Here is a 25,644-nt window from a genome sequence, read left to right as displayed (position 1 = left end):
CAAGGTATCAGTTGAGGGCGCTGGTGGCGGTCATGGCAACGGTTTTGGCGTTAACCGGCATACCCGGCATAAACACTTTTTGTAAACCCTCGACGATGACTTTATCGCCAGGGTTCAGACCCTGCCGCACGATGCGTAAACCGCCTGCCAGACGGCCCGGCGTAATGTCACGGCGCTGCGCTTTCCCCTCTTTATCCACGATATAAACGTACTTACGATCCTGATCGGTCAGCACCGCTTTGTCGTCGATAAGCGTGGCTTTGAACTCCGCGCTGCCCGGCAGGCGCACGCGGGCAAAAAGTCCCGGCGTGAACTGACGCTGGGCGTTATCCAGCAGCGCGCGCATGCGGATGGTGCCTGTACTCGGCGTCAGCTGGTTATCCAGGAAGTCCACTTTGCCCTGATGGGGATAGCCCTCCTCGCCCGTCAGGCCAATCTCAACCGGAAGCGCCGTGTGATTGCTGGACGCCCCCTGCCCGCTGCGGGCCAGATTCTGGTAGTGCAGGTAGGTCGACTCGTCCACGTCAAAGTAGACGTAAACCGTCTTCTGCGAGACCAGCGTGGTGAGGACGCTGGCGGTGTCGCCCGCAGTCACCAGGTTTCCGCTGGTGATCAGCGCTCGGCTGGCGCGACCGTCGATAGGCGCGGTGACTTTGGTGAAGTCCAGGTTGAGCTGCGCGGCGTCAACCGCCGCCTGCGCGGCGCGAATATCGGCCTGCGCCTGAGTGGCGGCCGAACGACGCTGCTCCCACTCTTCACGGGAGACAACGTTGGTATTGACCAGCTTATCGGTACGGTTAGCCTCACTTTGCGCCAGGCTGGCCTGCGTTTTGGCTCTCGCCAGGTTCGCCTGCGCCTGTTCCAGCGCCGCGCGATAGGTTCGGTCATCAATCGTGAACAGCACCTCGCCCTTCTTCACTTCCTGGCCGTCGGTGTAATTCACTTTATCAATGTAGCCGGAAACGCGCGGACGGAGCTGAACGCTCTCCACCGCTTCAATCCGGCCGTTAAAGCTATCCCACTGGCTAATGGATTTCACCACCACGTCAGCAGCGCTGACGGCGGGCGCAGGCGGCGCGGCGTTTTGCGCGACGCTGTTGTCGCATCCGACGAGCAGCACGGAGAGCAACATGACCCCCAGCGCGTTCAGATGAAAGTTACCCCAGGTTTTTTGCAGGCTCATTATTTTTATTCCGGTAATTGTCGCCGCCGGGCAAGACGCAGCAGGAGGCACTGCGCCACTTCCTTTGTCCGGTGGCTGTCTCAAGGCCATTTGTGTCGTTCATCGCCACAAAACTGTAACAGTTGCGAATACACTATCGCGGCGATTGTAGGAAGGCGCTTAACTAAGTGCAAGAATAATTGTTGCACTTTATGTGCTATTTGATCGGATGTGAAAAGACCCGTTTCGGTCAGGGATTTAAATGCAACAATAAAACTTGCAATTAATACAAAAACGCGCCACCTTTTAATGCAACAGACAAAGATACCTTTTGACAGGCAGCGTGGGAGTAACCAGATGAACACTGGCGCATTTATGCATGATTTACTCGACTGGATCGACAACAACCTGGATAGCCGTCTGGACATTGAGTCCGTCGCCAGGCGGTCCGGCTACTCAAAATGGCACCTCCAGCGCCTGTTCAAAGAGCATACGGGCTATCCCCTCGCCGGGTATATCCGCGCGCAAAAGCTGCAAAAATCGGTTGAGCGCTTAACCCGCAGCGATGAGCCGATTCTGAACGTGGCGATCGCGCTGGGCTTCGACTCCCAGCAGTCCTTCAACCGCAGCTTTAAGCGTCAGTATGGTCAGGCGCCCGGGGCATGGCGGCGGAGCATGGCTGGCCCGGAAACGCAGCAGCTACGCTAGCAATGAAATTGTCACGGATGACATCCTCCCTGCTTGCGTCCCAGGCGATGCCCACCTTCCAGCTGATTGACTCTCCCGCTAGCGGAATAATCGCCAGCTCCGGCGGCGCGATATGCGTCACGCTGGTGGGCAGAATGGCCACACCGATACCCGCAACCACCATCGCGACGATAGTTTGGATATCGTCAGTCAGCTGAGTCGATGAGACGAAAAGGCCGTTGTCATGCAGGAAGCGGTCAATCTGCGCGTTTAAACCCCGCCCTCGCTCATCATAAAGCCGCAACAGAGGGCGTTTCGTGAGCCACTCTGCGGCAGACAGTGTCGGCAACGCGGCGGGCGCAACCAGAACCAGCCGGTCGGTAAATAACGGCAGGTATTCAAGCGCCACGGGGGGAGGAACCCTGACAAAACCGACCTGTAGCTCATCATTTTGTAAACGCTCGTACTGCTGGAAGGAAGGCAGATCCGTCAATGACATTTCTACTTCCGGATAGTCCCGACGAAAGTCAGCGATACAGCGTGGCGCCAGATAAAAGCTTGAGAGTCCGAACCCGACGGAAATATGCCCTTCAACCCCTTTCGATACCCGCTCAGCGTGCAGCATAAATTGCCGGGTCTGCCTGACCACTTTTTCGGCCTCTGGCAGCAAACGCCTGCCGCTGGCGGTCAGCATTGCGCCGTGACGACCTCGTGTAAACAGAGACATATTCACCTGTGATTCGAGGAGATTGATCTGTTTGGTCAATGCCGGCTGCGAGATAAACAGCGCCCGCGCCGCATCGGCATAATTACCTTTTTCCGCCAGCATCAAAAACGCCTTTAGCAACCGGGTGTTCATTTTCGCATTCCAGATGGTTATCGAATTCAGAAATGTTTTGATTATACAGTTATCGGTAATCGTTATGTAATTCAGTCTCAATGACAACCGGAGACGCATCATGAACGAACTGACATCCTTAAAGGCGGCAACCGTACAGTTTCAGCATCAGGCCAGTAACAAAAAATACAACCTCCTGATAATGGAGAAATTTATTGAACAGGCGGCGCTTGAGCAGGTGAACATTCTCACTTTCCCTGAAATGTGCATCACCGGCTATTGGCATGTCCCTAAGCTCAACGCAGCGGAAGTGTCTGCGCTGGCAGAGCCGATTGCTGACAGCCCTTCCCTGACGCTCATTCGTTCCCTGGCGATAAAACATCAAATGCTTATTGGCGCCGGACTTATTGAACGCGCCGACGATGGTCGCCTCTACAATGCGTATGTTGCCTGTATGCCGGACGGCTCAATGCACACGCATCGTAAGCTCCATGCTTTTGAACATCCTGCCATCAGCAGCGGGGATAGCTTTACCGTTTTTGATACGCCGTGGGGCGTGAAGGTCGGGATCCTGATTTGCTGGGACAATAATCTGGTTGAAAATGTACGCGCGACGGCGCTGCTGGGTGCCGATATTCTTCTCGCGCCGCATCAAACAGGCGGTACCGATTCCCGAAGCCCTCACGGGATGAAGCCTGTTCCGCTGGCGCTCTGGGAGGAGCGGGAAACGCGCAAGGACGAAATTACGGCCGCATTCAAAGGGCCAAGCGGCCGGGGATGGCTCATGCGCTGGCTGCCAGCCCGCGCGCATGACAACGGAGTATTTCTTCTCTTCAGCAACGGTGTCGGTGCGGATGACGACGAGGTGCGCACGGGCAATGCCATGATCCTCGACCCGTATGGAAGGATCGTGAATGAAACCTGGGCGGCTGAAGATGCGATGGTGAGCGCTGAGCTGGATTTAAGCCTGCTTGCTATGAGCACCGGTCGCCGCTGGATCCACGGTCGTCGTCCTGATTTATACCAGATACTGACGCAGCCGCAGGGCTATGAACGTGATGCGATCAGCGCACGATTTTCGAATGTGCCCCCTGCTCGCTAAATTGTGAGCAATTTTAGCTGCAAGATAAACCAGGAACTGTTATACTGTATATAATTACAGTATAAGGTGCGCATAATGGCTGTTGAAACAAAATTTGTTGTCGTTAGAAAAGGTGAAGAGAAAATGACATTTGCCAGTAAGAAAGAGGCTGACGCTCACGACAAGCTGCTCGATATGGCAGACGCGTTCACCGACTGGCTGTTGCAAAGCGGAATGCAGATGGATGAAACGCAGGCTGAAAATCTTGGCCTGTATCTCGCCGAGCAGAAAGAGACCGTGCAGCATATTCTTCGTACCAGCAAGCTTCCCGATCTCAATACTCCAGCTGCTGCGGATAAAACAGAATCCGATGCGGCTGACACGAAAAAAATCAGGGCTGTGAAAGCGGCCTGATTGTCAGAAAATCATCACCGATCCGAAAGCCGTGAGCTGATAACCGCTTACGGCTTTTTTAGCTGTCAGCAGGGATCCACAGCTGATTGATGTTAACGATTTTATTGACCCTTAACGTTTGTTTGAGCGTTCGTGCGTCCCGCATACCGGACTCGAAGGCTGCGCTGTAGGTTATAAACCACGCCATTTAATTAGCAGTTCCGGTATGTGTTCTTACAGCCTGTGCCAATCGGTAGGTACAGCATGTCGGATTGGCGCAGCGGTCAGGGTGCCAGCCTTAAACATCTCACTTTCCCGGGTACATAATAATAGATGCCATAATGCGCCCGGTAAAAATAAACACCTTTTATTCTATACAGAGCGGTATTTTTCTTTTTATTTTCTTTTTATTAAAGAAAAACCAACATTACTTTCGTAGTTATAGTGCAATCCTGTTACCAGGCAAAAGCCTGGGTAATAACGTCTAAAAACTCTATTCTGCCTGCGGATACATCAGATTGGTTCATTCATGAACGCGGTTTTGCAATAATAGCGGATAATTAAAAAACGTTAACTCTGTTGTAACAACCAGCACACAATCCTTTTAAGGACATACAAAAAGAGACTTTTCTTAACTTCACCAGTATCATATTTTAATATCTGCAAGACACGCCAGATATTAATTTCACGGGGTCTATTTTAATTATTTATTGTGGAGTCAGGATTGAAAGCCACATTGCGTATATTAAATGACTGGGTTACAGCTGCCCTTATTAATAATACCTGCAACACTGCCAATATTGGCGGCATCCGGTTTTTATATGAAGCGGTTAAAAAAGAATTTTCATTAAGCGTGCACAACCCGGACGATAAAGCGAATCTAACGCGCCTTATTATTGCAGGCACACTTTACCAGGATAAAGAGTCGTTGCACAGACTCTGCGTCAAGGCGATCCCGTCTGCGTCTTGGGAAAATAATACCCAACAGATTGCCGTCTTCACCAGTACCAAACTTATCAATCGTTCTGGCGCGCTTAAGGAAGCCGACTCAGATAAACAGATCGATAAACTCAAGCGGCTGGAAGGACTTTTTAATGAGGCCTTCAGCGACGGAAAAATGGGGGCTATCGATACTGCCTCAGCAGTTGGCACGCCTACGCTTCAAACCCATACACGCGCTTTGAGTATGGGCGCTGGCACCACACACCGTAAAATCAGTCCTGTTATTACCATGTCATCTGCATACCACTAAGGTCAGGCTCAGTACGTAAAACCGCTATCGGCAGGCGGTTTCATATTTGTTTTTCCTCCCCAGGATGTCCAGATGAAGATAGTACTCCCAACCCAATATTCTGTTCAGAGCCTTATAAACTTCCAGAGCGATTGTTCCGATATGTTCTGACTCGGAATTTTTATCATCTTTTCAAAAACTCTTCTATCATAAATTAAGAATTATTATTTTTTGGTAACCATAAGTATGAAACCTGAAACACATTTTAATGCACTGATCAAGGCAGCCTCTGACTCCAGGCGGATCCAGAGTGCTAAGCCACGTCAGCTCATTACGCTGGAGAAGCAAACTGAGCCAGTAACGTTTATCCTGCATGAGGGAGTCGTTGCGATATACAGAAGCAGCGATCGGCTTCTAATTAAATATATCAGAGGCCCGATGATTACTGGGATGAACGAATTAATTGATACCAACGCCGGCATTTTTATAAAAGCCTACAAAAGCGTTAGCTATGAGATCTTACCTACAAAAGAGATGCTTGACGTCATCAATACGCAGGAGTTATGGAAAGATGCTTCATACTGTTATATGTATGCCGTCCGTCAACTGCTCCTCGCCCACTATTCATCCGTCGGGCTATCAACCTATGAGCTGATACGACTGAATTTGATTGCCCTGATGAATGAAGATGAAGCGCTCAGCGATCATGTCAACGTCAGTGATTATATTCTGGAAAAAACCCGACTTTCACGCAGTCGTGTGATGAAAATACTGGGTGATTTACGTATCGGTGGTTATATCGAGATCAATCGAGGGATTCTTAAAAAAATAAATAAATTACCTGAAAAATATTAAACGCATTAACTGGTAATTAACGCAGAGTCATTATGTCAGACAGCGAATATCATGTAATAAATGACCTGATGGAAGAACAGCTGCCGCATCAATGCGGCGGCTGGAGCTTCTGTATCGCTTTGCGCAGTTCCAGATCATTTTTTACTCCCAGCTTAAACATAATATTTCGTTTGTGGGTACTGATCGTTTTCTGACTTCGAAACATTTCGCGTGATAATTCAATTCCGGTTTTACCACTTTTCAGGCCACTAAGTACTTTTCTTTCTGCATCGGTAAAAAAAATACCGTCGGCTATATTATTTTTTTGCTCCTTGAGTCGCAGGAAGTGAGCACTGATATAACGTTGACTTTTCATACTGTGTTTTATCAGCTCACGCAGTTCCAGCAAACGTTCATCCACACAAAGCAGCGAACACCGGTATGACTTCATTAGCTGAAGCGCCAGCTTCTCCTGACACGCAGAGAGCATAACCAGCGCAGTACCTTCACCTGGCCGGCAGAGACCTTCGTACTCCGCGGCGGTGATATCAGTAAGTGCGTCATATGCGGTGAAATCAAGCAAAGTCAGATGTGCATTATCATGCCGTATAAGTTCATAATTCCATTCTGGATTTTTCTCACGAAAAGCCTTTAAGCTGGATAGAAACCCATTCAGTAGAGTCGGATGAACCACGCGAGAATAAATAGTAAAAGTAAACATAGTCCTCCAGATGTTCAGACTGAACAGATCTGATCCAAACGGTTAAGCAGATCCAGCCAACTGGCTGACTTTTGTAGCCCCAGACGCAACCGAATGTTTTGTTTATGGGTGAAGACCGTTTTGTATCCCATATGGCGCAGACTGGCGATTTCATAGGCATTCAGACCTCGGGCGCAGTCGATAAGAATATTCAGCTCTGAGTGTGTGAGCCTGTTTTTTTTATTCATGTTATTTATTAGCGCGGGGCGTAAAGGCAAATATCCTGATCTGAAACTGGTGGATTTCATGCGCTGAGGGAGTTCCTCTTCCAGGTAATTTTCGCAGAGCAGCGTCTGTACACCAAGCTCGTACATCAGTCTGGTAAGAAGAACATCCCGCTTAGCGACCCAGACGATAGTTTCTTTTCCCAGCATTATTAGATGTTGAATCAGCCGTAATAGCGCATATATTTCTTCACCGGCGCCACTAAGGCCTGCAGCGAATAGAGACGTTTGATCGGTAACGGGGGTTACCTCCTCTATCAGCGCGTCTGGTTCAATCACCAGCAGGGAACCGTTGGCGACCTGGATGCTGTTTTTTGCCACATTTCGAAATATAGGCCGAGGCTCGTAAAGTATTATTTCTGTTATTTTTGGCTGAGGCATCGTATCAATTATAAATATAAAACAATAAATATGATATTAGAGAAACAGGCTGTAATGTAGGAGTTGTTTTGTGTCCAATAAAGGATGCCAATTGCAGGAAGTTATTTTCCAGGGATTTCCTGCGCTTAATTTGAGGTTTGCGAGGCGTATTCCAGAAAGACAACGCCGCCCTAAATTTTCAGCGTATCAATCACCGCTCTAAGCGCAGGCGACACGTTACGGTGCGGATAATAGAGATACAGTCCGTCCATGCGCAGGCTAAAGCGCTGCAACACCCGGATAAGCGTTCCGCGCTCCAGATCGTCAGCCACCAGCTCCACCGGAACATAGGCCAGCCCAAGCCCCAGCCGGGCGGCTTCGGCTTCCATGTAGCTGTCAGACAGCGCCCATTGCCCCTCTGGCCTATGGGTGATTTTTTTCCCGTCCTGCACCAGCTCCCACTGATAGTCACTCCCGTCGGCAAGCTGGTAGGCAATGCAGGGATGCGCCACTAAGTCCGCTGGTGTCTGGGGAAAACCGTAGCGTCTGAAGTGTTCCGGGGCAGCCACTGCGGCCATTTCCATATCAGGCGTGATACGCACTGCAATCATTCCCTGCCCCACTTCCGGCCCGAGTCTGACACCCGCATCGAACCGCTCGGCGATAATGTCGACGAAGCGGCTTTCATTTATCAGTTCCAGCCTGATGTCCGGGTAACGCTGTTTAAAAATGGCGAGCTTTGGCAGCAGACATTTATCGATAGCGTGCTGGCTGGCATTAATACGCACCGTGCCGGACGGCGTCTGACGATAGTGTGCCAGGGTCGCCAGGCCCGTATCGAGCGTATCGAACGCGGACTCGGCGGTCTGATAAAGCTGTTCCCCCGCGTGGGTTAGCGAGAGCTTGCGCGTGGTGCGGACCAGAAGCTGAACGCCCAACCGCTCTTCCAGCTCGCGAACCGAGCGGCTGATCCCGGATTGCGCCAGCCCAAGCCGCTGCGCAGCCGCCGTGAAGCTCCCCTCCCGTACCACCTGCATGAACAGGTAAAGCTCATTATAGTTTTCCCGTTTCGCCATCATGCTCACCAATTTATAACAATATGATATGAATCCTAGCAGCTTTCGGCCTCTAATCAGCACTATTTCTGCTAACTATAATGACCGCAACACAACAACCCAGGGTCTATTTTCATGAAAACATTCACCCAAAAACTGTCTGTTGCGATGCTGCTATGTGCATCATTAAGTGGAGTGACAACAATGAGCTATGCAGAAACCACCAACCCAAACGCGCCTGTTTCGATGGTGAGCACATGGGATAAAACCTTCGCCGAAAGTGACAAAGTCGATCACCGCAAGGTGTCCTTCCAGAACCGGTACGGGATCACCCTGGTGGGCGATCTGTATCTTCCTAAAAACCTCGGTGACCGCAAGCTGGCGGCGATTGCGGTCAGTGGGCCGTTTGGCGCGGTCAAAGAGCAGTCCAGCGGTCTGTATGCGCAGACCCTGGCGGAAAATGGGTTTGTGACCTTGGCATTCGATCCGTCCTATACGGGCGAAAGTGGCGGCCAACCGCGCAACGTCGCCTCTCCGGATATCAACACTGAAGACTTTAGCGCGGCGGTGGATTTCCTGGGATTGCAGAAAGAGGTTGATCGTAACCGCATTGGTATTCTCGGCATCTGCGGCTGGGGCGGTATGGCGCTGAATGCGGCCTCCATGGACACCCGCGTGAAAGCGGTCGCCACCAGCGTGATGTACGACATGAGCCGGGCGATGGGTCACGGCGTGGGCGACGGGAAAGATCGCTACTCAACGTCTGACCGCCATGCCGTTCTGCAGTATCTGAACGCACAGCGCTGGAAAGATGCAGAGAACGGGACCTTCGCGCACGGTGGACATGACATTTATGTCGATGAGAACGGCAAAGTGACGGCGGCTGAACGTATTCTGCCAGAGGCGTTGCCAGCAGACCCGCACCCGGTGCTGAAAGAGTTCTATGACTACTACCGCATGCCGCGCGGCTTCCACGCGCGCTCCGTCAACTCCACCGGCGCGTGGACCGCGACCACGCCACTATCCTTTATGAATATGCCGCTGCTGAGCTACGCCGGGGAAATTACTATCCCGACGCTTATCGTAACCGGTGAAAAGGCACACTCCCGCTACTTTGCCGAAGATGCGTTTAAAGCGGTCGGCAGCAAGCAGAAGCAACTGGTGATTGTCCCGGGCGCAAACCATGTCGATCTCTACGACAACGTTGCCGGGAAAATCCCGTTCGGCCAGTTTGAACAGTTCTTCAAAACCAGCCTGAAATAAACCTCTCTGCCGCCCGTTTTCGCGGGTGGCGCTTTGTGAAAGATGACTATGTCCACTCTGAATCCTGCCTCCTCACAGAATGAGGAACGCGCGCACTGGGGCGGTATTTTTGCCATGACCCTGTGCGTATTTGTCCTGATTGCCTCGGAATTTATGCCCGTCAGCCTGCTCTCGCCCCTTGCCAGAGATTTGGGCGTTACGGAGGGGCTCGCTGGCCAGGGGATCGCGATTTCCGGCGCGCTGGCGGTTCTGACCAGCCTCTTCCTTTCCCGGCTTGCCGGGAATATGAACCGCAAACACCTTCTGCTGGGCATGACGCTCCTGATGGCGCTCTCGGGGATGATTATCGCTTTCGCCCCAAACTATCTGGTTTATATGACAGGCCGCGCGCTGATCGGTATCGCCATCGGCGGGTTCTGGTCCATGTCCGCCGCCACGGCCATTCGCCTCGTTCCGCAGCATCAGGTATCTCGCGCGCTGGCGATATTCAACGGGGGGAACGCGCTGGCGACGGTAGTCGCCGCCCCGCTCGGAAGCTATCTCGGTGCCACCATTGGCTGGCGCGGCGCCTTCCTGTGCCTGGTTCCCGTGGCGATAGTGGCGTTCCTCTGGCAACGTTTTAGCCTGCCCGATATGAACGGCAATAAAAATACGGCGTCACGCGCATCCATCTTTGGGTTATTCCGCCAGCCGGTGGTTTCCATCGGTCTGCTGGCCTGCGGCCTGTTTTTTATGGGACAGTTTGCGCTGTTTACCTATGTGCGTCCGTTTCTCGAAACCGTCACACGCGTCCCCCCCTCCGGCTTATCACTGATTTTACTCACCATCGGCGTCGCGGGGTTTGTTGGCACACTGCTTGTTGCTCTGGTCCTGAACGCCGCGTTTTACCTGACGTTAATCGCCATTCCCCTGCTGATGGCCGTTATTGCAGGCGTGTTGATACTGACCGGCCACAGCGTGTGGATCGTTTCCCTGCTGTTAGGCTTCTGGGGGATGCTGGCGACGGCGGCGCCAACGGGATGGTGGACATGGATTGCGCGAACGCTGCCGGAAGATGCTGAAGCCGGCGGCGGATTAATGGTCGCCGTAATCCAGCTTTCTATTGCGCTGGGTTCAACGGCCGGTGGCCTGGTATTCGACCATAGCGGCTGGCAGAGCACGTTTGCATTGAGCGGCATGTTGCTCCTGGGCGCGGTTGTGCTGACGCTTCTGCTTTCGCGTCTTCACAAATCACTCGCCGGATGATTTGTTGACGCTTTTCTCAACCGCTGGTGTATTGTTTTTAAACGATTCATCACTCTGAAGAGAAGCGGCGACATGATTAACATCCTCGGCAAAACCACCTCCATCAACGTGCGGAAAGTGCTCTGGACCTGCGAAGAGGCGGGCCTCGCGTATCAACAGGAAGATTACGGCAGCGGTTTTGCCTCGACGGAAACGGATGTCTTCCGCGCCCTGAACCCCAACGCCATGGTGCCGGTGCTGATCGATGACGATTTCGTGCTGTGGGAGTCCAACGCCATATGCCGTTACCTGGCGCGCAAGGCCGGACGTCACGATCTGCTGCCCGCAGAACCGCAGGCCTGCGCCAACGTCGAGCGCTGGATGGACTGGCAGGCAACCGAATTTAATAACGCCTGGCGCTATGTCTTCCCGGCGCTGGGGCGTAAAAACCCGGACTTTAACGACCCTGAGCGCATTGCGGCGGGAATAAAAGAGTGGAACCACTGCATCACCATTCTGGAAAACCAGCTGCTGCGCACCGGTGCCTTTGCGGCAGGCGAGACGTTTACCCTTGCGGACGTGGTGCTTGGGCTGTCGGTGAATCGCTGGAAGATGACGCCGTTTGATAAGCCCGACGTGCCGGCGATTGAGGACTGGTTTGAACGTCTTAACCAGCGCCCGGCGTTTTTGCGTCACGGCAATAACGGCATGATATAAAGTATTTACGCCCCCATGATGAGCAAGGATATTTTATTTAATTACTAAACCCTTAAACGTGTCAGAGGGAATAATAATTAAGCCATATCCTGGACAGCCCGCTGCACCGCTTTGCTAGCCTGACTATTCAGGCAAAGCTCAACCTGGAGGTATTCTTGCTGATTAGACTCAAGAAAGAACGAACGCATAAGGAGGATCGCCGGCTTGCTCTCTGGCTGGCGACCTCGGCAGGTTTGCTGAATGCCATCGCCCTTGGTGCATTTGGTTTTTTCCCCTCACACATGACCGGCAACACCTCACAGTTATCCAGCGAAGTCTCCTCCACCGATCTCAGCGATATTATTTTCTTCGGCTCGATTATTCTCTCCTTTGTCGCAGGCGCTATTCTTGCCCGCATAATTGTAATATGGGGCATTATCCATAACGTCAGGCTGGTTTTTTGCCAGATTCTGTTTGTCGAGGGGATATTGCTGACCGGCGTCTCCTTCTATGAGATGTATTTTCACGCCCTCACCAGCAACCGCGTGATTATTCTTTTTCTGTGCGGCCTGATGGGCATTCACAATTCTACCTCCACGCAGCTTTCCGGCGGACGGGTGAGATCGACGCACATTACCGGCACGTTGACGGACGCGGGGATATCCCTGGCCTCCGTAATGGTGGCGATGCTGCGCAGGGATTACTCCAAAGATACGGCGGCGCAAAAAAGTCAGCTGAAAACCCACTTAACCACCCTGTTCTCGTTTATTACGGGCGGTATCGCGGGGCTGCTGCTGTTCAGGTGGATCGGGTTTAACGCCATGCTGGCGCTCGGGTTGATGCTCGCCGTGGTCGCTATCGTTTCAATTATCACCGTCTCGACGCGGGTTCGACGCGTTCGCGCCTCTCTATGAAAATAATGACCTGTATTGGGCGTAAGAGCTCTTTAGATGTGACGTTGTCACATCTAAAAATTCGCTTTAGGACTATTCTGCCTGCCCCTCAATCAGCCCTTACGCCATAAGGCTTAACGCCAGGTTGTCACTGTTTTCATAGGGTTACTGATTTTACCCCTTCGCTGGAACCCTTCCCAAACGCTTGCTATAGGTGAAATACCCCTGCCGAAACATGGCATAACAACAGGCAACCGGTGGTTGCTATAACGCATGCGCACAGGGAGACACACCGCAATGCACCCATTACTCAAACGTTCGCTGCTGTTTGTCGGCGCCATTATCGTGGTTCTCGCCCTCCTCGTCTGGGGTATCGGGATGGAGACGATAAAGGCGCGCCAGGTTGACCTGGTCTATCTCGGGCAACAGCACATGATTCTGGTTTTCTCATCCATGTTTTTTGCCCTGCTGGTGGGCATCCCGGCCGGTATTCTGCTGAGCCGCCCGGCCGCGCGGGGTATCGCCGAATATGTGATGCAAATCTTCAACGTCGGCAACACGCTGCCGCCGCTGGCCGTTCTGGCGCTGGCGATGGTGGTGATTGGCATTGGCGATACGCCCGCCATCATCGCCCTGTTCCTCGCCTCGCTGCTGCCGATCGTGCGTAACACCTACGCCGGGCTGTGCTCGGTCCCGCCGTCGCTGCTGGAAGCGGCAAACGGCATCGGGATGACCAAATGGCAGCGTCTGCGTCAGGTTGAGCTGTCAGCCGCCTGGCCGGTCATGCTGTCGGGGATCCGCATCGCCACCGCCATTAACGTCGGTACCGCGCCGCTGGCGTTCCTGATTGGCGCCAGCAGCTACGGCGAGCTGATTTTCCCCGGTATTTACCTGAACGATTTCCCGACCCTGATCCTCGGCGCGGCGGCCACCGCCCTGTTCGCCCTGATCCTCGATACCCTGCTGGCGGCGCTGGGTCGCGCGATGAGTCCCCATCTCGCTCGATAACAATAACAAGGAGCTTTTATGAGACTGTTTTCCGGCCTGACGGCGCTGTGTGCCGCGGCGCTGTTCACCAGCCAGGCGATGGCGGCCCCGCTGATTCTGGCGACCAAGAGCTTTACCGAGCAGCACATTCTCTCGGCGATGACCGTGCAGTACCTGCAAAAGAAAGGTTTTCAGGTCCAGCCGCAAACCAACATTGCCACGGTGATCTCCCGCAACGCGATGATCAACAAGCAGATTGACATGACCTGGGAGTACACCGGCACGTCGCTGATCATCTTTAACCACATCAACAAGCGCATGTCGCCGCAGGAGTCTTACGAGACGGTGAAACGCCTGGACGCGAAGCACGGTCTGGTGTGGCTCAAACCCGCCGACATGAACAACACCTACGCTTTCGCCATGCAGCGCAAGCGCGCCGAGGCGGAGCATATCAACACCATGTCGGAGATGGTGGCGAAGATTGAGCAGGTCCGTAAAACCAACCCGGACAAAAACTGGCTGCTGGGCTTGGACCTGGAGTTTGCCGGGCGCAGCGACGGCATGAAGCCGCTACAAGCGGCCTACAAGATGGATCTGGACCGTCCGCAAATCCGTCAGATGGACCCCGGTCTGGTCTATAACGCGGTGCGCGACGGCTTCGTTGACGCCGGTCTGATTTACACCACCGACGGGCGCGTGAAAGGCTTCGACCTCAAGGTGCTGGAAGATGATAAAGGCTTCTTCCCGAGCTACGCGGTGACGCCAGTGGTGCGTAAGGACACGCTGGAGGCCAACCCCGGTCTGGAAGAGGCGCTCAACACCCTCTCGGCCCAGCTCAACAACGACGTTATCACCGAGCTGAACAAGAAGGTGGATATCGACCATCAGTCACCGCAGCAGGTCGCCCGCGATTTCCTGCGTAGCAAACAGCTGCTGTAGGAGGCGCTATGGAGACGATTCACTACATTCTGGACAACCGGGATTACCTCTTAACCCTCACCCTTCAGCACCTGTGGCTGGTGGCGCTGGCCGTAGGTTTAGCCATCATCATCGGCGTACCGCTGGGCATTCTGATTGTCCGCCACAAGTGGCTGGCAACGCCGGTGCTGGGGATTGCCACCATCGTGCTGACCATTCCGTCCATCGCCCTGTTTGGCCTGATGATCCCGCTGTTTTCGCTGATCGGTCAGGGTATCGGTGCCCTGCCCGCGATTACGGCGGTGTTTCTCTACTCGCTGCTGCCGATTGTGCGTAACACCCATACGGCGCTCGACAGCCTGCCGCCGGGCCTGCGCGAAGCCGGCCGCGGCATCGGCATGACCTTTTGGCAGCGCCTGCGCTGGGTCGAGATCCCGATGGCGCTGCCGGTGATTTTCGGCGGCATCCGCACCGCCGTGGTGATGAACATTGGCGTGATGGCGATTGCCGCCGTGATCGGCGCGGGCGGTCTGGGCCTGCTGCTGCTCAACGGCATCGGCGGAAGCGATATTCGCATGTTGATTGCGGGCGCGCTGATGATTTGTCTTTTAGCGATTGTGCTCGACTGGCTGCTGCACCGTCTGCAGGTGGTTCTGACTCCAAAGGGGATTCGATAATGATAAAACTGGAAAACCTCACTAAACAATTTTCACAGAAGCACGGCCAGACCTTTAAGGCCGTCGACAACGTCAACCTGACCGTGCCCGAAGGGGAAATGTGCGTCCTGCTCGGCCCGTCCGGCTGCGGAAAGACCACCACCCTGAAGATGATTAACCGCCTCATTACCCCAAGCAGCGGGACGATCCTGATCAACGGTGAAGACACCAGCGGGATGGACACCGTCACCCTGCGCCGCAACATTGGCTATGTGATCCAGCAGATTGGCCTGTTCCCGAACATGACCATCGAAGAGAACATCACCGTCGTGCCGCGCATGCTGGGCTGGGATAAAGCGCGCTGCAAAACCCGCGCCGAAGAGCTGATGGATATGGTGGCGATGGATCCGCACAAGTTCCTGAATCGCTACCCGCGCGAAATGTCCGGCGGCCAGCAGCAGCGTATCGGCGTCATCCGCGCCCTGGCGGCGGATCCTCCGGTACTGCTGATGGATGAACCCTTTGGCGCGGTGGACCCGATCAACCGCGAGGTGATCCAGAACCAGTTCCTGGAGATGCAGCGCAAGCTGAAAAAAACCGTCATGCTGGTGAGCCACGATATTGACGAAGCCCTGAAGCTCGGCGACCGTATTGCGGTGTTCCGTCAGGGGAAAATCGTTCAGTGCGCAAGCCCCGATGAACTGCTGGCGAAACCGGCGAATGAGTTTGTCGGCTCGTTTGTCGGTCAGGACCGGACGCTGAAGCGTCTGCTGCTGGTATCGGCGGGCGACGTCACCGACCAGCAGCCGACCATTACGGTGCGGGGATCTACTCCGCTTCCGGAAGCCTTTGCGACCATGGATGATAACGATATTCGTGCGATTACCGTCGTCGACGAGCAAGGTAAACCGCTGGGCTTTGTGAAGCGTCGCGAAGCGCGTAACGCCAGCGGTACCTGCGCCGACATCCTGCATCCGTTCCGCATGACCGGCAAGGCGGAAGACAACCTGCGCGTGGTGCTTTCACGTCTGTATGAAAGCAATACCAGCTGGATGCCGATCGTGGATGAGGACGGTCGTTACAACGGCGAGATTTCGCAGGACTATATTGCCGAGTACCTGAGCTCCGGACGCACGCGCCGGGCGCTGAATATTCATAGCGACAGCTAACCTTTCTGGCCGGGCATCGCCCGGCCTTTTCGCACGCAGACCTTTTGCTAACCCCGCGATTTCCCGCCACAATATTGTATCGTCCTCGTTTAATCGCGACCCATGCTACGTCTTCATACCTACCCTGACATCCGCGCGATGTTTCGCCGACTGCTGATTGCCACCGTCACCGGCGTGCTGGCCGCGCTGGCCGTGGCGGTATTCCGCCACAGCATGTACCTGCTGGAGTGGATGATTCTCAGCAACGACAGCGGCAGCCTGGTGAATGCCGCCGCGTCGCTCTCGCCCTGGCGGCGCGCATTGACGCCAGCGCTGGGCGGGCTGGCTGCCGGGCTGCTGCTCTGGGGATGGCAGCGTCTGAACGCGCAGCGACCTCATGCCCCCACCGATTACATGGAAGCGCTGGAGACCGGAGACGGCCAGTTTGACTACGGCGCCAGCCTTGTGAAGTCCCTTGCCTCGCTGCTGGTCGTGGCCAGCGGAAGCGCCATCGGGCGTGAAGGGGCGATGATCCTGCTTGCCGCCCTCGCCGCCTCTCTTTTCGCCCGGCGCTTTACGCCCAAATCCGAATGGAAATTATGGATTGCCTGCGGTGCCGCCGCCGGAATGGCCAGCGCCTACCATGCTCCGTTAGCAGGAAGTCTGTTCATCGCGGAAATTCTGTTTGGCACGCTGATGCTGGCCTCGCTCGGCCCCGTGGTTATCGCGGCGGTGGTTGCGCTTCTCGCCACTCAGCTCCTGGCACCGGGCGCGGGTACGCTCTACGCGGTCCATCTGAGCGGCAACCTCACCGCGCCCGATTATGCTCTTCTCGTCGCGATGGGGCTGGTGGCGGGCCTTTGCGGACCGCTGCTGATGTGGCTGATGGACTTCTGCCACGGGCTTTTCCTGCGCCTCAAGCTTTCGCCGCCGTGGCAGTTGGCGCTGGGCGGTGCGATCGTCGGGCTGCTGTCTCTCCTCACGCCGAAGGTGTGGGGGAATGGCTACAGCGTGGTTCAGGCTTTTCTGCTCGCCCCGCCGCTGCTGTCGGTGATTGCCGGGGTGTTTATCTGCAAGCTGCTGGCGGTACTGGCGAGCAGCGGATCGGGCGCGCCGGGCGGGGTGTTTACGCCCACGCTGTTTGTCGGGATGGCAACGGGGATGCTGTTTGCGCAGCTGTTCGCGCTGTGGCTACCGGGTTCTGAGACGGCGATTCTGCTGGGGCTGGCGGGAATGGCAACGCTACTTGCCGCGACCACGCATGCGCCCATTATGTCGGCGCTGATGGTCTGTGAAATGACCGGGCAGTATTTTTTGCTGCCCGGCCTGCTGGTCGCCTGCGTGGTGGCGTCCGTATTGTCGCGGACGTTACGCCACGACTCGATCTACGGTCAACACGCCACCGAGGGCAGAGAGATCGATGTATTGCGCTAGCTCGCGCTGCTCGGCGCGGGGCAGATAAGGCAGCTCACCCACCAGCGGTCCGGGCAGTTTTTTGCTCAGCACATCGATGATCTCCGCGTAGTGGGCCAGGCCCGGGTTGATGCGGTTTGCTACCCAGCCAATCAGCGGCAGGCCGTCATTGGCGATCGCCTGCGCCGTCAGCAGCGCGTGGTTGATGCACCCTTCCTGGATACCCACCACCATCACTACCGGAAGCTGCTCCTGCACGACCCATTCAGAAAGCGGACGCAGGTCGTTCATCAGGCTTCGCCAGCCGCCCGTCCCTTCCACCACCACGTGGTCAACCTTCTCGCTCAGGTTCGCCAGTCCGTCGGACAACAGGGGATAATTAATCAGGCCGCTGTGCGCTACGCTGCTCTCCTCTTCGCTTAACGCAATGGGATTGACCGCGTGATAAGGCAGTTCCAGTGACGAGACGCTTTGCAGCACCAGGGCGTCTTTATTACGCAATCCCTCTGGCGTCTCTTTACTGCCTTTTGCGACCGGTTTGTACCCTGCCACGCGTTTACCGCTTGCTGCCAGCGCCTGCAGCAATGCACGGGATACGACGGTCTTGCCGACAGAGGTATCTGTACCAGTAACAAAGAAACGCTTAAGCATGACTCACTCCACCTCTTGGGTATGCTTCGAAAATATAAACCAGGTAAATAATTCAGTGGAGGAAGTCTACGGGATGCGTGCGCTACCCGGCTTGAGATAGCGCAATTTTTCTTACATCTGCGGAAAAGAGTTAACCCTGCAGCAGGCGGATCAACAGCGAGCCGTTATACATGGCGTCTTTGACCAGCGCCGCGCCGGCCATGGTTCCCTGGTTGGAAAACTGGGTGCTTTCTACCGCAATATTTTTGCTGTAGGCGGGAAGCGACTGCTGATGGATACAGGCCGAAATCGCCGGGAAGAGGATCTCCGCCGCCTGGCTCAGCGGTGAGCCAATAAGGATTTTTTGTGGATTGAAGAGGTTCACCATTATGGCCAGAATGCGGCCAACGTTATTACCCACCCCGGTAATAATGTCCTTCGCCAGCAGATCGCCCTGGCGCGCGGCGGCGCAGAGGGAATCCACCGTTAGGGGTTGTCCGTGCAGCGAGGAGCTCATGGACTGGCTCAGCCGAACCTGCGCCAGCTCGAGCACGCTTTCCACGCTGGCAATGGTCTCCAGACAGCCGTGGTTTCCGCAGTAGCAGCGCTTGCCGTACGGATCGACCTGGGTGTGGCCAATTTCAACCAGGCTACTGCTTCCGGCGTGGAGAAGACGTCCGTCGGTAATCACGCCCGCCCCGACGTTATGATCGATGACCACCTGAATCACATCCCGCGCGCCGCGCGACGCGCCAAACAGCGCCTCCGCCATCGTCCAGGCGCTGATGTCATGCTGAATATAGACCGGCACGCCGGTATGATTTTTCAGCACCTCGCCAAGCGGCATCTCTTTGACATCGTCGTAAAACGGCATGCGGTGAACAATACCGTTTTCGGTATCAATAATTCCCGGCATGGTGATGGCAATCGCCGTTAAGCGTTCCAGCCGCTGCTGATGGCGGATAAAGAAGTGATCGATATGCGAGACAATCGCGTCGAGGAGCGGTTCCTCCGCGTTGAGCGGCAGTTCAAGCCGGTCTTCCACCACCAGCTTGCTGCTCAGGTCACGCAGCGCAAGGAAGATCTCCCCCCGGCTGATGCGCAGTGACAGGTAGTGCCACGCTTCCGTTTCAACCACCAGCCCGACTGCCGGACGGCCACGGCTGCCCGGCTCCTGAATTTCCGTCTCCTGAACCAGGTGCGCTTCCAGCATCTCGCGGACAATCTTGGTGATACTGGCAGGTGCCAGTTGTGCCAGGCGCGAAAGATCGATACGCGAAACCGGACCAAGCTGATCAATCAGGCGATACACCGCGCCAGCGTTGGTCTGCTTAATCTGATCGATATGCCCTGGCTGACTATCAGCAACCACCTCGTACTCCCTTATTTTCGAGCTTCGAAATAAACTGTTTGCTATGGTGAAGCACTTCCATGTCCGTCGTCAAATATTTACTTAGCCATGTGATTTACCGCACATTTTTACCCTCTTTTCCGTGGAAATGCCGCCCGGCAGAGGCGCTAATTAGCTGCTGTTTGAAGCGCTGTGCGGCATGGCTCTGTTCACGGTGTTTTGACCACACCAGCCACATTTCGGAAACGGCATCCTCTTCGGCAATGGTCACCCAGCGCATTTCGCGCAGCTGCACCCGTTTAAAGGAGGCCGGAAGAATAGACACGCCCAGACCGGCCGCGACCAGGCCGATAATGGTCATCGCTTCCCCTACCTCCTGGGTGATGACCGGGGCAAGATCGTAGCGGCGCATCAGTCCCAGGATATCGTCATACAGGCCCGTCCCGACCTGCGGGTCAAAAAAGACAAACGGCTCTTTTGCCAGCTCTGCCAGCGAAACGGCCGGACGAGACGCCAGCGGGTGATCATGCGGGATCATCGCCATCAGCGGCTCGCGCAGGATCACCTCCCACGCCAGCGTGTCCGGCAGTTGGGTGTTACGCATTAGCCCCAGATCCAGCGAACCCTCATTCAGCGGGGCAATCTGCTCGCGGGTGTTGATTTCGCGCGTCTGAATGTGAACATCCGGAAAGTGGCGACGAAATGACGAAAGGGTCTCCGAAACGGCGCTGATAAACGGCGCGGACGAGGTAAACCCGATTCGCAGCTCTCCGGCCTCCCCGAGATAGAGCCGTTCTGCACGGGCGGCGGCGTCATCGACCATGCTCAGGATTTGTCTGCTGTCGATCAGGAACTGCTTACCCGCCGCCGTCAGGCTCACGCTGCGGTTGGTGCGGGCCAGAAGGCGCGCCCCGACCTGCTGTTCCAGGATCTGAATCTGCTGGCTTAACGGTGGCTGAGAGATATTCAGCCGTGCCGCCGCGCGGCCAAAATGCAGCTCCTCGGCGACGGCGACAAAGTAGCGAAGATGACGCAGCTCGATATTCATATTTTTAAAGTATCATTTGAGATTATTAATATATTAGACAGAATATTTACATTTTCCTACCCTGAACATGTGGTCATACCCGTCACCAGAAATCACGGGGATGTTTAAGCAAGGAAACATTGTGAGCCGTACAACGACTATTGATATCGATCCGGCAAGAGATATCAATGATTTACCCGCAGCACCGCAGCCGGTCCAGTTCATTAAACGTGGTACCCCCCAATTTATGCGCGTCACGCTGGCGCTCTTTTCCGCCGGTCTGGCCACCTTCGCCCTGCTCTATTGCGTTCAGCCGATCCTGCCCGTTCTCTCTCATGAGTTTGGCGTATCGCCTGCCAGCAGCAGTATTTCACTCTCTATTTCTACCGGCATGCTGGCGATTGGCCTGCTCTTTACCGGGCCGCTGTCCGACGCCATTGGCCGTAAGCCGGTGATGGTGACCGCGCTGATGCTGGCGTCGGTCTGCACGTTGCTCTCGACGATGATGACCAGCTGGCACGGTATTCTGGTGATGCGCGCGCTGATTGGGCTCTCGCTCAGCGGCGTGGCGGCGGTCGGGATGACCTATCTCAGCGAAGAGATCCACCCGAGCTTTGTTGCCTTCTCGATGGGGCTTTACATCAGCGGGAACTCGATTGGCGGAATGAGCGGCCGCCTGCTGAGCGGGGTGTTTACGGACTTCTTTAACTGGCGTATTGCGCTGGCGGTAATCGGATGTTTTGCGCTGGCATCAGCCCTGATGTTCTGGAAAATTCTGCCGGAATCACGCCATTTCCGCCCGACATCGCTGCGCCCAAAAACGCTGTTTATCAACTTCCGCCTGCACTGGCGCGACAAAGGTTTGCCGCGCCTGTTTCTGATGGGATTCCTGCTGATGGGCGCCTTCGTCACGCTGTTTAACTATATAGGCTACCGCCTGATGCTCTCCCCGTGGCATCTGAATCAGGCCGTTGTCGGCTTGCTTTCTGTGGCCTATCTCACCGGCACCTGGAGCTCGCCGAAAGCCGGGGCGATGACCGCACGCTATGGCCGCGGTCCGGTACTGCTGGTATTCACGGGCGTGATGTTACTCGGCCTGCTGCTGACGCTCTTTTCCTCCCTGTGGCTGATTTTTGCCGGAATGCTGCTCTTCTCCGCCGGGTTCTTCGCCGCTCACTCGGTCGCCAGCAGCTGGATTGGCCCGCGCGCGCGTCGCGCCAAAGGACAGGCATCGTCGCTGTATCTGTTTAGCTATTACCTGGGTTCCAGCATCGCCGGGACCCTCGGCGGCGTGTTCTGGCATAACTACGGCTGGAACGGCGTGGGCGGGTTTATCGCGCTGATGCTGTGCGCGGCGCTGCTGGTGGGAGCAAGTCTTCATAAGCGTCTGAGATAATAAGCCTGCGGGCTGATTTCCGATCCAGATAAACGGCACCAGCGTACTGGTGCCGTTTCACGTTCAGGAATCCCAGGCCTGCTCTATCTTAGCGGCTTCAAACTGCGGAGGCGGTTTTCGGAATCGGCGCGTTAGCCATGTCAGGTAAAGGATCCCCAGTGCCGCCCAGATGAGGCCAAGCGTCAGGGACGTCGCTTCGAGGTTTATCCAAAGTACCCCAACCGTTACGGCACCAATGAGCGGCAGCAGAAGATAGTGGAACCGATCTTTCCACGTTTTGTTCATCCCCTTACGCCGCCAGAAATGGTTGTATACCGAGAGATTTACAAACGTAAACGCCACCAGAGCGCCAAAGTTGATCAGCGCCGTCGCGGTCACGAGGTCAAAGTACAGGGCCGACAGCGCCACTATCCCTACCATAATGACGTTCAGGGCCGGAGTCCGCCATTTCGGATGCACGTAGCCAAACACCCGCTCCGGAAAGACGTTGTCACGCCCCATCACATACAACAAGCGTGAGACGCTGGCGTGCGAGGCCAGGCCTGAAGCGAGCGTATTTACAAACGTGGTACACAGAAACACCGACTGGAAGAGCTTGCCGCCCACGTACAGCGCAATTTCCGGCAGCGCGGCGTCCGGGTTCTTGAAGCGCGCGATCGTCGGGAAAAAGAGCTGCATGAAAAACGAGGCAACAATGAATATCAGCCCGCCATACAGCGCGGTCAGGAAAATGGCTTTGGGAATCACCCGCGCCGCGTTTGGCGTCTCCTCCGACAGCGTGGTGACCGCGTCAAAGCCGAGGAAAGAGAAGCAGACGATAGTCGCGCCGGTAATAATAGGGATCAGGTGTGCGTTCTCGCTGATAAACGGCTGTAGCGACCAGACGGTGCCGACGCCCTCACCCTTGTGCAGGCCATGCACAACGAGTATGACAAACACCACCATGATAGCGACCTGCACCAGCACAAACAGGGTGTTAAAGTTGGCGACCAAATTAACGCTCTTCAGGTTCGCCAGCGTCAGGATCGTCACAAACCCCACCACCCAGACCCATGGCGGAACTTCAGGGAACAGCGCGGAAAGGTAGATCTTCGCCAGCAGCACGTTGATCATCGGCAGGAAGAGATAGTCCAGCAGCGATGACCAGCCGACCATAAAACCCAGGTGGGGTCCGATCGATTTCTGCGTGTAGGTGTACGCAGAGCCCGCTTCCGGGAACTGTCGTACCAGCTTGCCGTAGCTGATGGCGGTAAACATGACGCCGGCCAGCGCCAGGAGATACGAGGCGGGCACGTGGCCATTGCTGATACCGGACACAATGCCGAAGGTATCAAACACGGTCATGGGGGTGAGGTAAGCCAGCCCCATCATGACTACCTGCCAGAGCTTGAGGGAACTGCGCAGCCGGGTTCTTCCGGCCATGCCCGGCGAGTCAAGAGAGGTGTTAGTCGCCATAAACCGTCCCCCCCATGCTTACCGTGGTTTGCAATTGCGTTGACCTTGACGCAAACCTGCTTAGCAAAGGGGGAAGTTGTAAAGAACACACGCGATCGTACCAGCGCACCGTCTCTGATTCGCACTCACAGCAGGAGCCGGACTGGCCCCCTTCGCCCTGCGGATAGTTGAACATCTGCATCATTTCTTACCTCGTCACACAGTGTCGTTAAGAAAATCCCTGTGCCGCCTGCGCTCCATAACGCGACTCCCGGGAGATAGCTGGCGTGCCAGCAAACAGTTAGGCCAGGCTCCGCGCAGGCCGTTAGATGATACGTATGCGATGAAACAAAGCGGCCCCTTACCGGGGCACGTTATCAGGCGTTTTTCAGCATCCACTCAATTTCAGTTTCGGTAATCAGGCGTTCAAACTGCAGTAATTCATCATTTTTGCAGGCGTGATAGACGTGGCAGAAACGCTCGCCCAGCCGCTCGCGAAGATGATCGTTTTGCATAAATTCCCACAGCGCATCGCTCTGACGGATCGGGAACGGCAGTCCGTCCTGCTCCAGACCATTGCCTTCAACTTCTTCCTGCAGGGGTAAATCGTTATCCAGCCCATGTAGAATGCCGGCAAAAATCGCCGCCATCACCAGATACGGATTCGCGTCTGCTCCCGCCACCCGGTACTCGACCCGATGGTTATGGCGATCGCCGCACGGGATACGCAGGGCAACCGTGCGATTGTTGTGTCCCCATGAGGCCTGCGTCGGCACGTACATTCCCGGCTGGAAACGGCGGTAGGAGTTGACGTTCGGTGCCAGCAGCGCCATGGACGCCGGCATCAGGTCGATCATCCCGGCCAGCGCGCGTTTCAGCAGCGCGGAATCCTCGCCGCTGGCGTCTGCGAGCACGTTTTCGCCTCTGTTATTTTGCATGCTGATGTGGATATGCATCCCGCTGCCCGCATGCTCTTCATACGGCTTTGCCATAAACGTGGCGTGCATCTTATGTTTTTCCGCCATCTGCCTGACGAGACGTTTTAGCGCCAGCGCATCATCGCAGGCATCAAGCACGTTTTCCGTATGGTGCAGGTTAATCTCAAACTGGCCCGGGGAGGCCTCGGCCACTGCCCCGTCGGCGGGTATCAGCTGCAGCTGCGCCAGCTCGTCAATGTCATTCAGCACGTCAGCAAAGTGGTTCAGGTTGTCAACCGAGTAGACCTGACTCTGCGTGTTACGCACGTCGGTGCCCGGCGCGCAGGGTGGCTGCAGATAGCCTTCGGCATCGCGTTTACGGTCAAGCAAATAGAACTCCAGCTCTACCGCTACCACGGGGAACAGACCGCGCTGGCGCAGCTGCTGCCAGAGTCGGTTGAGTACGTTCCGCGGCTCAACGTCAAAGGGAGCGCCATCTTCATCGACCATGGTGAGCTGCACCTGACCAATGTATTCCGGGTCGGCGGCGGACGGCGTCAGGGTGCCCGGTACCGGCACGCAGATACAGTCCGGCTCGCCGAGCTCCTGCCCCAGGCCCGCCTCTTCCACGACGTTACCCAAAATGTCCATGGCGAAAACCGATGCCGGGAAATAGCAGCCTTTTTCAAGCTTGCTCAGTCCGGCAACCGGGATACGTTTGCCGCGAAAACAGCCGTTCAGGTCGGTCAGGAGGACATCAATAAACTGGGTGTCAGGATACTTTTCTAAATAGCGCTTCACTTCCTGCGTAAAGGCGCTGCCCCGCCTCTCATCCGTGTGCTGCACAAAGTTCTCAACTTCTACGATATTGGTTTCCATGATTTACCACCGTTTTTGGGATTTGCGTTCGCTGCCTTGGACTGTCAAATATAATGTCCACCCTATCGAATTTGTATGCAAACAAATTGTTTGTCAAATGTTAAATTAAGTTTGCAAAAGGCAGATCCCGTTGCTAGATTGAGAAAATATTGAACGAAAAGGCCGTTCCAGAGGTGAGAATGGCCTA

At 55.3% G+C, this 25,644-nt stretch carries 25 protein-coding genes; 15 read left to right on the top strand and 10 right to left on the bottom strand.

Annotation, left to right across the window (positions count from 1 at the left end; translation table 11 throughout):
- Nucleotides 1–7: 7 nt before the first annotated feature.
- Entirely contained in the window at nucleotides 8–1,183 is a 1,176-nt protein-coding gene (locus tag BJ885_RS06130) for an efflux RND transporter periplasmic adaptor subunit (RefSeq protein WP_121931394.1), read from the bottom strand.
- A 336-nt stretch (nucleotides 1,184–1,519) separates the two neighbouring features.
- On the opposite strand from BJ885_RS06130, the gene BJ885_RS06125 reads away from it, so the two are divergent.
- Nucleotides 1,520–1,870 (top strand): helix-turn-helix domain-containing protein, encoded by a 351-nt coding sequence (locus BJ885_RS06125; protein WP_029739383.1) that lies wholly within the window; start codon nucleotides 1,520–1,522, stop codon nucleotides 1,868–1,870.
- Here BJ885_RS06125 and BJ885_RS06120 read toward each other — a convergent pair.
- Nucleotides 1,794–2,708, bottom strand: coding sequence for a LysR family transcriptional regulator (locus BJ885_RS06120; RefSeq protein WP_220683621.1), 915 nt, complete (start codon nucleotides 2,706–2,708; stop codon nucleotides 1,794–1,796). The genes BJ885_RS06125 and BJ885_RS06120 overlap by 77 nt on opposite strands.
- A gap of 100 nt (nucleotides 2,709–2,808) precedes the next feature.
- On the opposite strand from BJ885_RS06120, the gene BJ885_RS06115 reads away from it, so the two are divergent.
- From BJ885_RS06115 to BJ885_RS06100, 4 genes are all read left to right on the top strand, one after another.
- Nucleotides 2,809–3,789 (top strand): nitrilase family protein, encoded by a 981-nt coding sequence (locus BJ885_RS06115; RefSeq protein WP_121931393.1) that lies wholly within the window; start codon nucleotides 2,809–2,811, stop codon nucleotides 3,787–3,789.
- Between the two features lie 75 nt (nucleotides 3,790–3,864).
- Nucleotides 3,865–4,182: a YebG family protein gene (locus BJ885_RS06110; RefSeq protein ID WP_047647909.1), complete on the top strand. Its 318-nt coding sequence runs from the start codon at nucleotides 3,865–3,867 to the stop codon at nucleotides 4,180–4,182.
- Nucleotides 4,183–4,885: 703 nt separating this feature from the next.
- Nucleotides 4,886–5,413: a fimbria/pilus periplasmic chaperone gene (locus BJ885_RS06105; protein ID WP_183128609.1), complete on the top strand. Its 528-nt coding sequence runs from the start codon at nucleotides 4,886–4,888 to the stop codon at nucleotides 5,411–5,413.
- A gap of 225 nt (nucleotides 5,414–5,638) precedes the next feature.
- Nucleotides 5,639–6,247: a helix-turn-helix domain-containing protein gene (locus BJ885_RS06100; RefSeq protein WP_121931391.1), complete on the top strand. Its 609-nt coding sequence runs from the start codon at nucleotides 5,639–5,641 to the stop codon at nucleotides 6,245–6,247.
- Nucleotides 6,248–6,335: 88 nt separating this feature from the next.
- Here BJ885_RS06100 and BJ885_RS06095 read toward each other — a convergent pair whose 3' ends face one another.
- From BJ885_RS06095 to BJ885_RS06085, 3 genes are all read right to left on the bottom strand, one after another.
- A complete protein-coding gene (locus tag BJ885_RS06095) occupies nucleotides 6,336–6,947 on the bottom strand; it encodes a LuxR C-terminal-related transcriptional regulator (protein ID WP_121931390.1) in 612 nt (203 codons plus the stop codon).
- Nucleotides 6,948–6,961: 14 nt separating this feature from the next.
- A complete protein-coding gene (locus BJ885_RS06090; RefSeq protein WP_121931389.1) occupies nucleotides 6,962–7,591 on the bottom strand; it encodes a hypothetical protein in 630 nt (209 codons plus the stop codon).
- Between the two features lie 170 nt (nucleotides 7,592–7,761).
- Complete coding sequence (locus tag BJ885_RS06085; RefSeq protein ID WP_121931790.1) at nucleotides 7,762–8,646, bottom strand: LysR family transcriptional regulator; 885 nt, start codon at nucleotides 8,644–8,646, stop codon at nucleotides 7,762–7,764.
- A 114-nt stretch (nucleotides 8,647–8,760) separates the two neighbouring features.
- Here BJ885_RS06085 and BJ885_RS06080 point away from each other — a divergent pair, with 114 nt between their 5' ends.
- The 9 genes from BJ885_RS06080 (at nucleotide 8,761) to clcB (ending at nucleotide 17,844) form a co-directional block, all read left to right on the top strand.
- Nucleotides 8,761–9,888: an alpha/beta hydrolase gene (locus BJ885_RS06080; RefSeq protein WP_121931388.1), complete on the top strand. Its 1,128-nt coding sequence runs from the start codon at nucleotides 8,761–8,763 to the stop codon at nucleotides 9,886–9,888.
- 48 nt (nucleotides 9,889–9,936) lie between these two features.
- Nucleotides 9,937–11,133 (top strand): MFS transporter, encoded by a 1,197-nt coding sequence (locus tag BJ885_RS06075; RefSeq protein WP_121931387.1) that lies wholly within the window; start codon nucleotides 9,937–9,939, stop codon nucleotides 11,131–11,133.
- Nucleotides 11,134–11,205: 72 nt separating this feature from the next.
- Entirely contained in the window at nucleotides 11,206–11,829 is a 624-nt protein-coding gene (locus BJ885_RS06070) for a glutathione S-transferase family protein (RefSeq protein ID WP_121931386.1), read from the top strand.
- A 155-nt stretch (nucleotides 11,830–11,984) separates the two neighbouring features.
- Nucleotides 11,985–12,722 (top strand): YoaK family protein, encoded by a 738-nt coding sequence (locus tag BJ885_RS06065; protein ID WP_121931385.1) that lies wholly within the window; start codon nucleotides 11,985–11,987, stop codon nucleotides 12,720–12,722.
- A gap of 276 nt (nucleotides 12,723–12,998) precedes the next feature.
- The gene (osmY, locus tag BJ885_RS06060; protein ID WP_121931384.1) at nucleotides 12,999–13,709 is read left to right on the top strand and encodes an osmoprotectant ABC transporter permease OsmY; all 711 of its coding nucleotides are present in this window, start codon (nucleotides 12,999–13,001) and stop codon (nucleotides 13,707–13,709) included.
- 18 nt (nucleotides 13,710–13,727) lie between these two features.
- Nucleotides 13,728–14,627, top strand: a complete 900-nt coding sequence (gene osmX, locus BJ885_RS06055; protein ID WP_033145383.1) for an osmoprotectant ABC transporter substrate-binding protein OsmX — start codon at nucleotides 13,728–13,730, stop codon at nucleotides 14,625–14,627.
- 8 nt (nucleotides 14,628–14,635) lie between these two features.
- Nucleotides 14,636–15,283: an osmoprotectant ABC transporter permease OsmW gene (gene osmW, locus BJ885_RS06050; RefSeq protein ID WP_029739368.1), complete on the top strand. Its 648-nt coding sequence runs from the start codon at nucleotides 14,636–14,638 to the stop codon at nucleotides 15,281–15,283.
- Complete coding sequence (gene osmV / locus BJ885_RS06045) at nucleotides 15,283–16,431, top strand: osmoprotectant ABC transporter ATP-binding protein OsmV (protein WP_121931383.1); 1,149 nt, start codon at nucleotides 15,283–15,285, stop codon at nucleotides 16,429–16,431. The genes osmW and osmV overlap by 1 nt, the downstream gene beginning before the upstream one ends.
- 102 nt (nucleotides 16,432–16,533) lie before the next feature.
- A complete protein-coding gene (gene clcB, locus BJ885_RS06040) occupies nucleotides 16,534–17,844 on the top strand; it encodes a voltage-gated ClC-type chloride channel ClcB (protein WP_121931382.1) in 1,311 nt (436 codons plus the stop codon).
- On the opposite strand, the gene bioD is transcribed toward clcB, so the two are convergent.
- The 3 genes from bioD to BJ885_RS06025 form a co-directional block, all read right to left on the bottom strand.
- Nucleotides 17,779–18,474 (bottom strand): dethiobiotin synthase, encoded by a 696-nt coding sequence (gene bioD / locus BJ885_RS06035; RefSeq protein WP_023311511.1) that lies wholly within the window; start codon nucleotides 18,472–18,474, stop codon nucleotides 17,779–17,781. The genes clcB and bioD overlap by 66 nt on opposite strands.
- Nucleotides 18,475–18,604: 130 nt before the next feature.
- Complete coding sequence (mlc, locus tag BJ885_RS06030) at nucleotides 18,605–19,825, bottom strand: sugar metabolism global transcriptional regulator Mlc (RefSeq protein ID WP_023311510.1); 1,221 nt, start codon at nucleotides 19,823–19,825, stop codon at nucleotides 18,605–18,607.
- 94 nt (nucleotides 19,826–19,919) lie between these two features.
- Nucleotides 19,920–20,852: a LysR family transcriptional regulator gene (locus tag BJ885_RS06025; protein WP_029739365.1), complete on the bottom strand. Its 933-nt coding sequence runs from the start codon at nucleotides 20,850–20,852 to the stop codon at nucleotides 19,920–19,922.
- A 121-nt stretch (nucleotides 20,853–20,973) separates the two neighbouring features.
- Here BJ885_RS06025 and BJ885_RS06020 point away from each other — a divergent pair, with 121 nt between their 5' ends.
- Nucleotides 20,974–22,227, top strand: a complete 1,254-nt coding sequence (locus BJ885_RS06020; RefSeq protein WP_121931789.1) for an MFS transporter — start codon at nucleotides 20,974–20,976, stop codon at nucleotides 22,225–22,227.
- Nucleotides 22,228–22,290: 63 nt separating this feature from the next.
- Here the strand turns inward: BJ885_RS06020 and BJ885_RS06015 are convergent, their stop codons facing one another.
- Together BJ885_RS06015 and BJ885_RS06005 are read right to left on the bottom strand one after the other, a co-directional pair.
- Nucleotides 22,291–23,682 carry an APC family permease gene (locus tag BJ885_RS06015; protein WP_032657571.1) on the bottom strand — a complete coding sequence of 464 codons (1,392 nt, stop codon included), beginning with the start codon at nucleotides 23,680–23,682 and terminating at the stop codon, nucleotides 22,291–22,293.
- 356 nt (nucleotides 23,683–24,038) lie between these two features.
- Nucleotides 24,039–25,457, bottom strand: a complete 1,419-nt coding sequence (locus BJ885_RS06005) for a glutamine synthetase family protein (protein WP_029739362.1) — start codon at nucleotides 25,455–25,457, stop codon at nucleotides 24,039–24,041.
- Nucleotides 25,458–25,644 lie beyond the last annotated feature (187 nt).

It is taken from the genome of Enterobacter sp. WP_7_1 (assembly GCF_003688535.1).
GTDB classification, from domain to species: domain Bacteria; phylum Pseudomonadota; class Gammaproteobacteria; order Enterobacterales; family Enterobacteriaceae; genus Enterobacter; species Enterobacter asburiae.
The sequence above is the reverse complement of the archived record's forward strand: the minus strand, read 5'-3'. Positions and strand labels throughout refer to the sequence as shown.

Excerpts from the sequence above, each read along its gene's own strand:
- BJ885_RS06005 (WP_029739362.1), bottom strand. The coding sequence starts at position 25,457 with ATGGAAACCAATATCGTAGAAGTTGAGAACTTTGTGCAGCACACGGAT.
- BJ885_RS06080 (WP_121931388.1), top strand. The coding sequence starts at position 8,761 with ATGAAAACATTCACCCAAAAACTGTCTGTTGCGATGCTGCTATGTGCA.
- BJ885_RS06120 (WP_220683621.1), bottom strand. The coding sequence starts at position 2,708 with ATGAACACCCGGTTGCTAAAGGCGTTTTTGATGCTGGCGGAAAAAGGT.
- BJ885_RS06070 (WP_121931386.1), top strand. The coding sequence starts at position 11,206 with ATGATTAACATCCTCGGCAAAACCACCTCCATCAACGTGCGGAAAGTG.
- BJ885_RS06125 (WP_029739383.1), top strand. The coding sequence starts at position 1,520 with ATGAACACTGGCGCATTTATGCATGATTTACTCGACTGGATCGACAAC.
- BJ885_RS06115 (WP_121931393.1), top strand. The coding sequence starts at position 2,809 with ATGAACGAACTGACATCCTTAAAGGCGGCAACCGTACAGTTTCAGCAT.
- BJ885_RS06025 (WP_029739365.1), bottom strand. The coding sequence starts at position 20,852 with ATGAATATCGAGCTGCGTCATCTTCGCTACTTTGTCGCCGTCGCCGAG.
- bioD (WP_023311511.1), bottom strand. The coding sequence starts at position 18,474 with ATGCTTAAGCGTTTCTTTGTTACTGGTACAGATACCTCTGTCGGCAAG.
- clcB (WP_121931382.1), top strand. The coding sequence starts at position 16,534 with ATGCTACGTCTTCATACCTACCCTGACATCCGCGCGATGTTTCGCCGA.
- BJ885_RS06100 (WP_121931391.1), top strand. The coding sequence starts at position 5,639 with ATGAAACCTGAAACACATTTTAATGCACTGATCAAGGCAGCCTCTGAC.
- osmV (WP_121931383.1), top strand. The coding sequence starts at position 15,283 with ATGATAAAACTGGAAAACCTCACTAAACAATTTTCACAGAAGCACGGC.
- BJ885_RS06110 (WP_047647909.1), top strand. The coding sequence starts at position 3,865 with ATGGCTGTTGAAACAAAATTTGTTGTCGTTAGAAAAGGTGAAGAGAAA.
- BJ885_RS06095 (WP_121931390.1), bottom strand. The coding sequence starts at position 6,947 with ATGTTTACTTTTACTATTTATTCTCGCGTGGTTCATCCGACTCTACTG.
- osmW (WP_029739368.1), top strand. The coding sequence starts at position 14,636 with ATGGAGACGATTCACTACATTCTGGACAACCGGGATTACCTCTTAACC.
- osmY (WP_121931384.1), top strand. The coding sequence starts at position 12,999 with ATGCACCCATTACTCAAACGTTCGCTGCTGTTTGTCGGCGCCATTATC.
- BJ885_RS06130 (WP_121931394.1), bottom strand. The coding sequence starts at position 1,183 with ATGAGCCTGCAAAAAACCTGGGGTAACTTTCATCTGAACGCGCTGGGG.
- BJ885_RS06015 (WP_032657571.1), bottom strand. The coding sequence starts at position 23,682 with ATGGCGACTAACACCTCTCTTGACTCGCCGGGCATGGCCGGAAGAACC.
- BJ885_RS06085 (WP_121931790.1), bottom strand. The coding sequence starts at position 8,646 with ATGGCGAAACGGGAAAACTATAATGAGCTTTACCTGTTCATGCAGGTG.
- osmX (WP_033145383.1), top strand. The coding sequence starts at position 13,728 with ATGAGACTGTTTTCCGGCCTGACGGCGCTGTGTGCCGCGGCGCTGTTC.
- BJ885_RS06075 (WP_121931387.1), top strand. The coding sequence starts at position 9,937 with ATGTCCACTCTGAATCCTGCCTCCTCACAGAATGAGGAACGCGCGCAC.
- BJ885_RS06090 (WP_121931389.1), bottom strand. The coding sequence starts at position 7,591 with ATGCCTCAGCCAAAAATAACAGAAATAATACTTTACGAGCCTCGGCCT.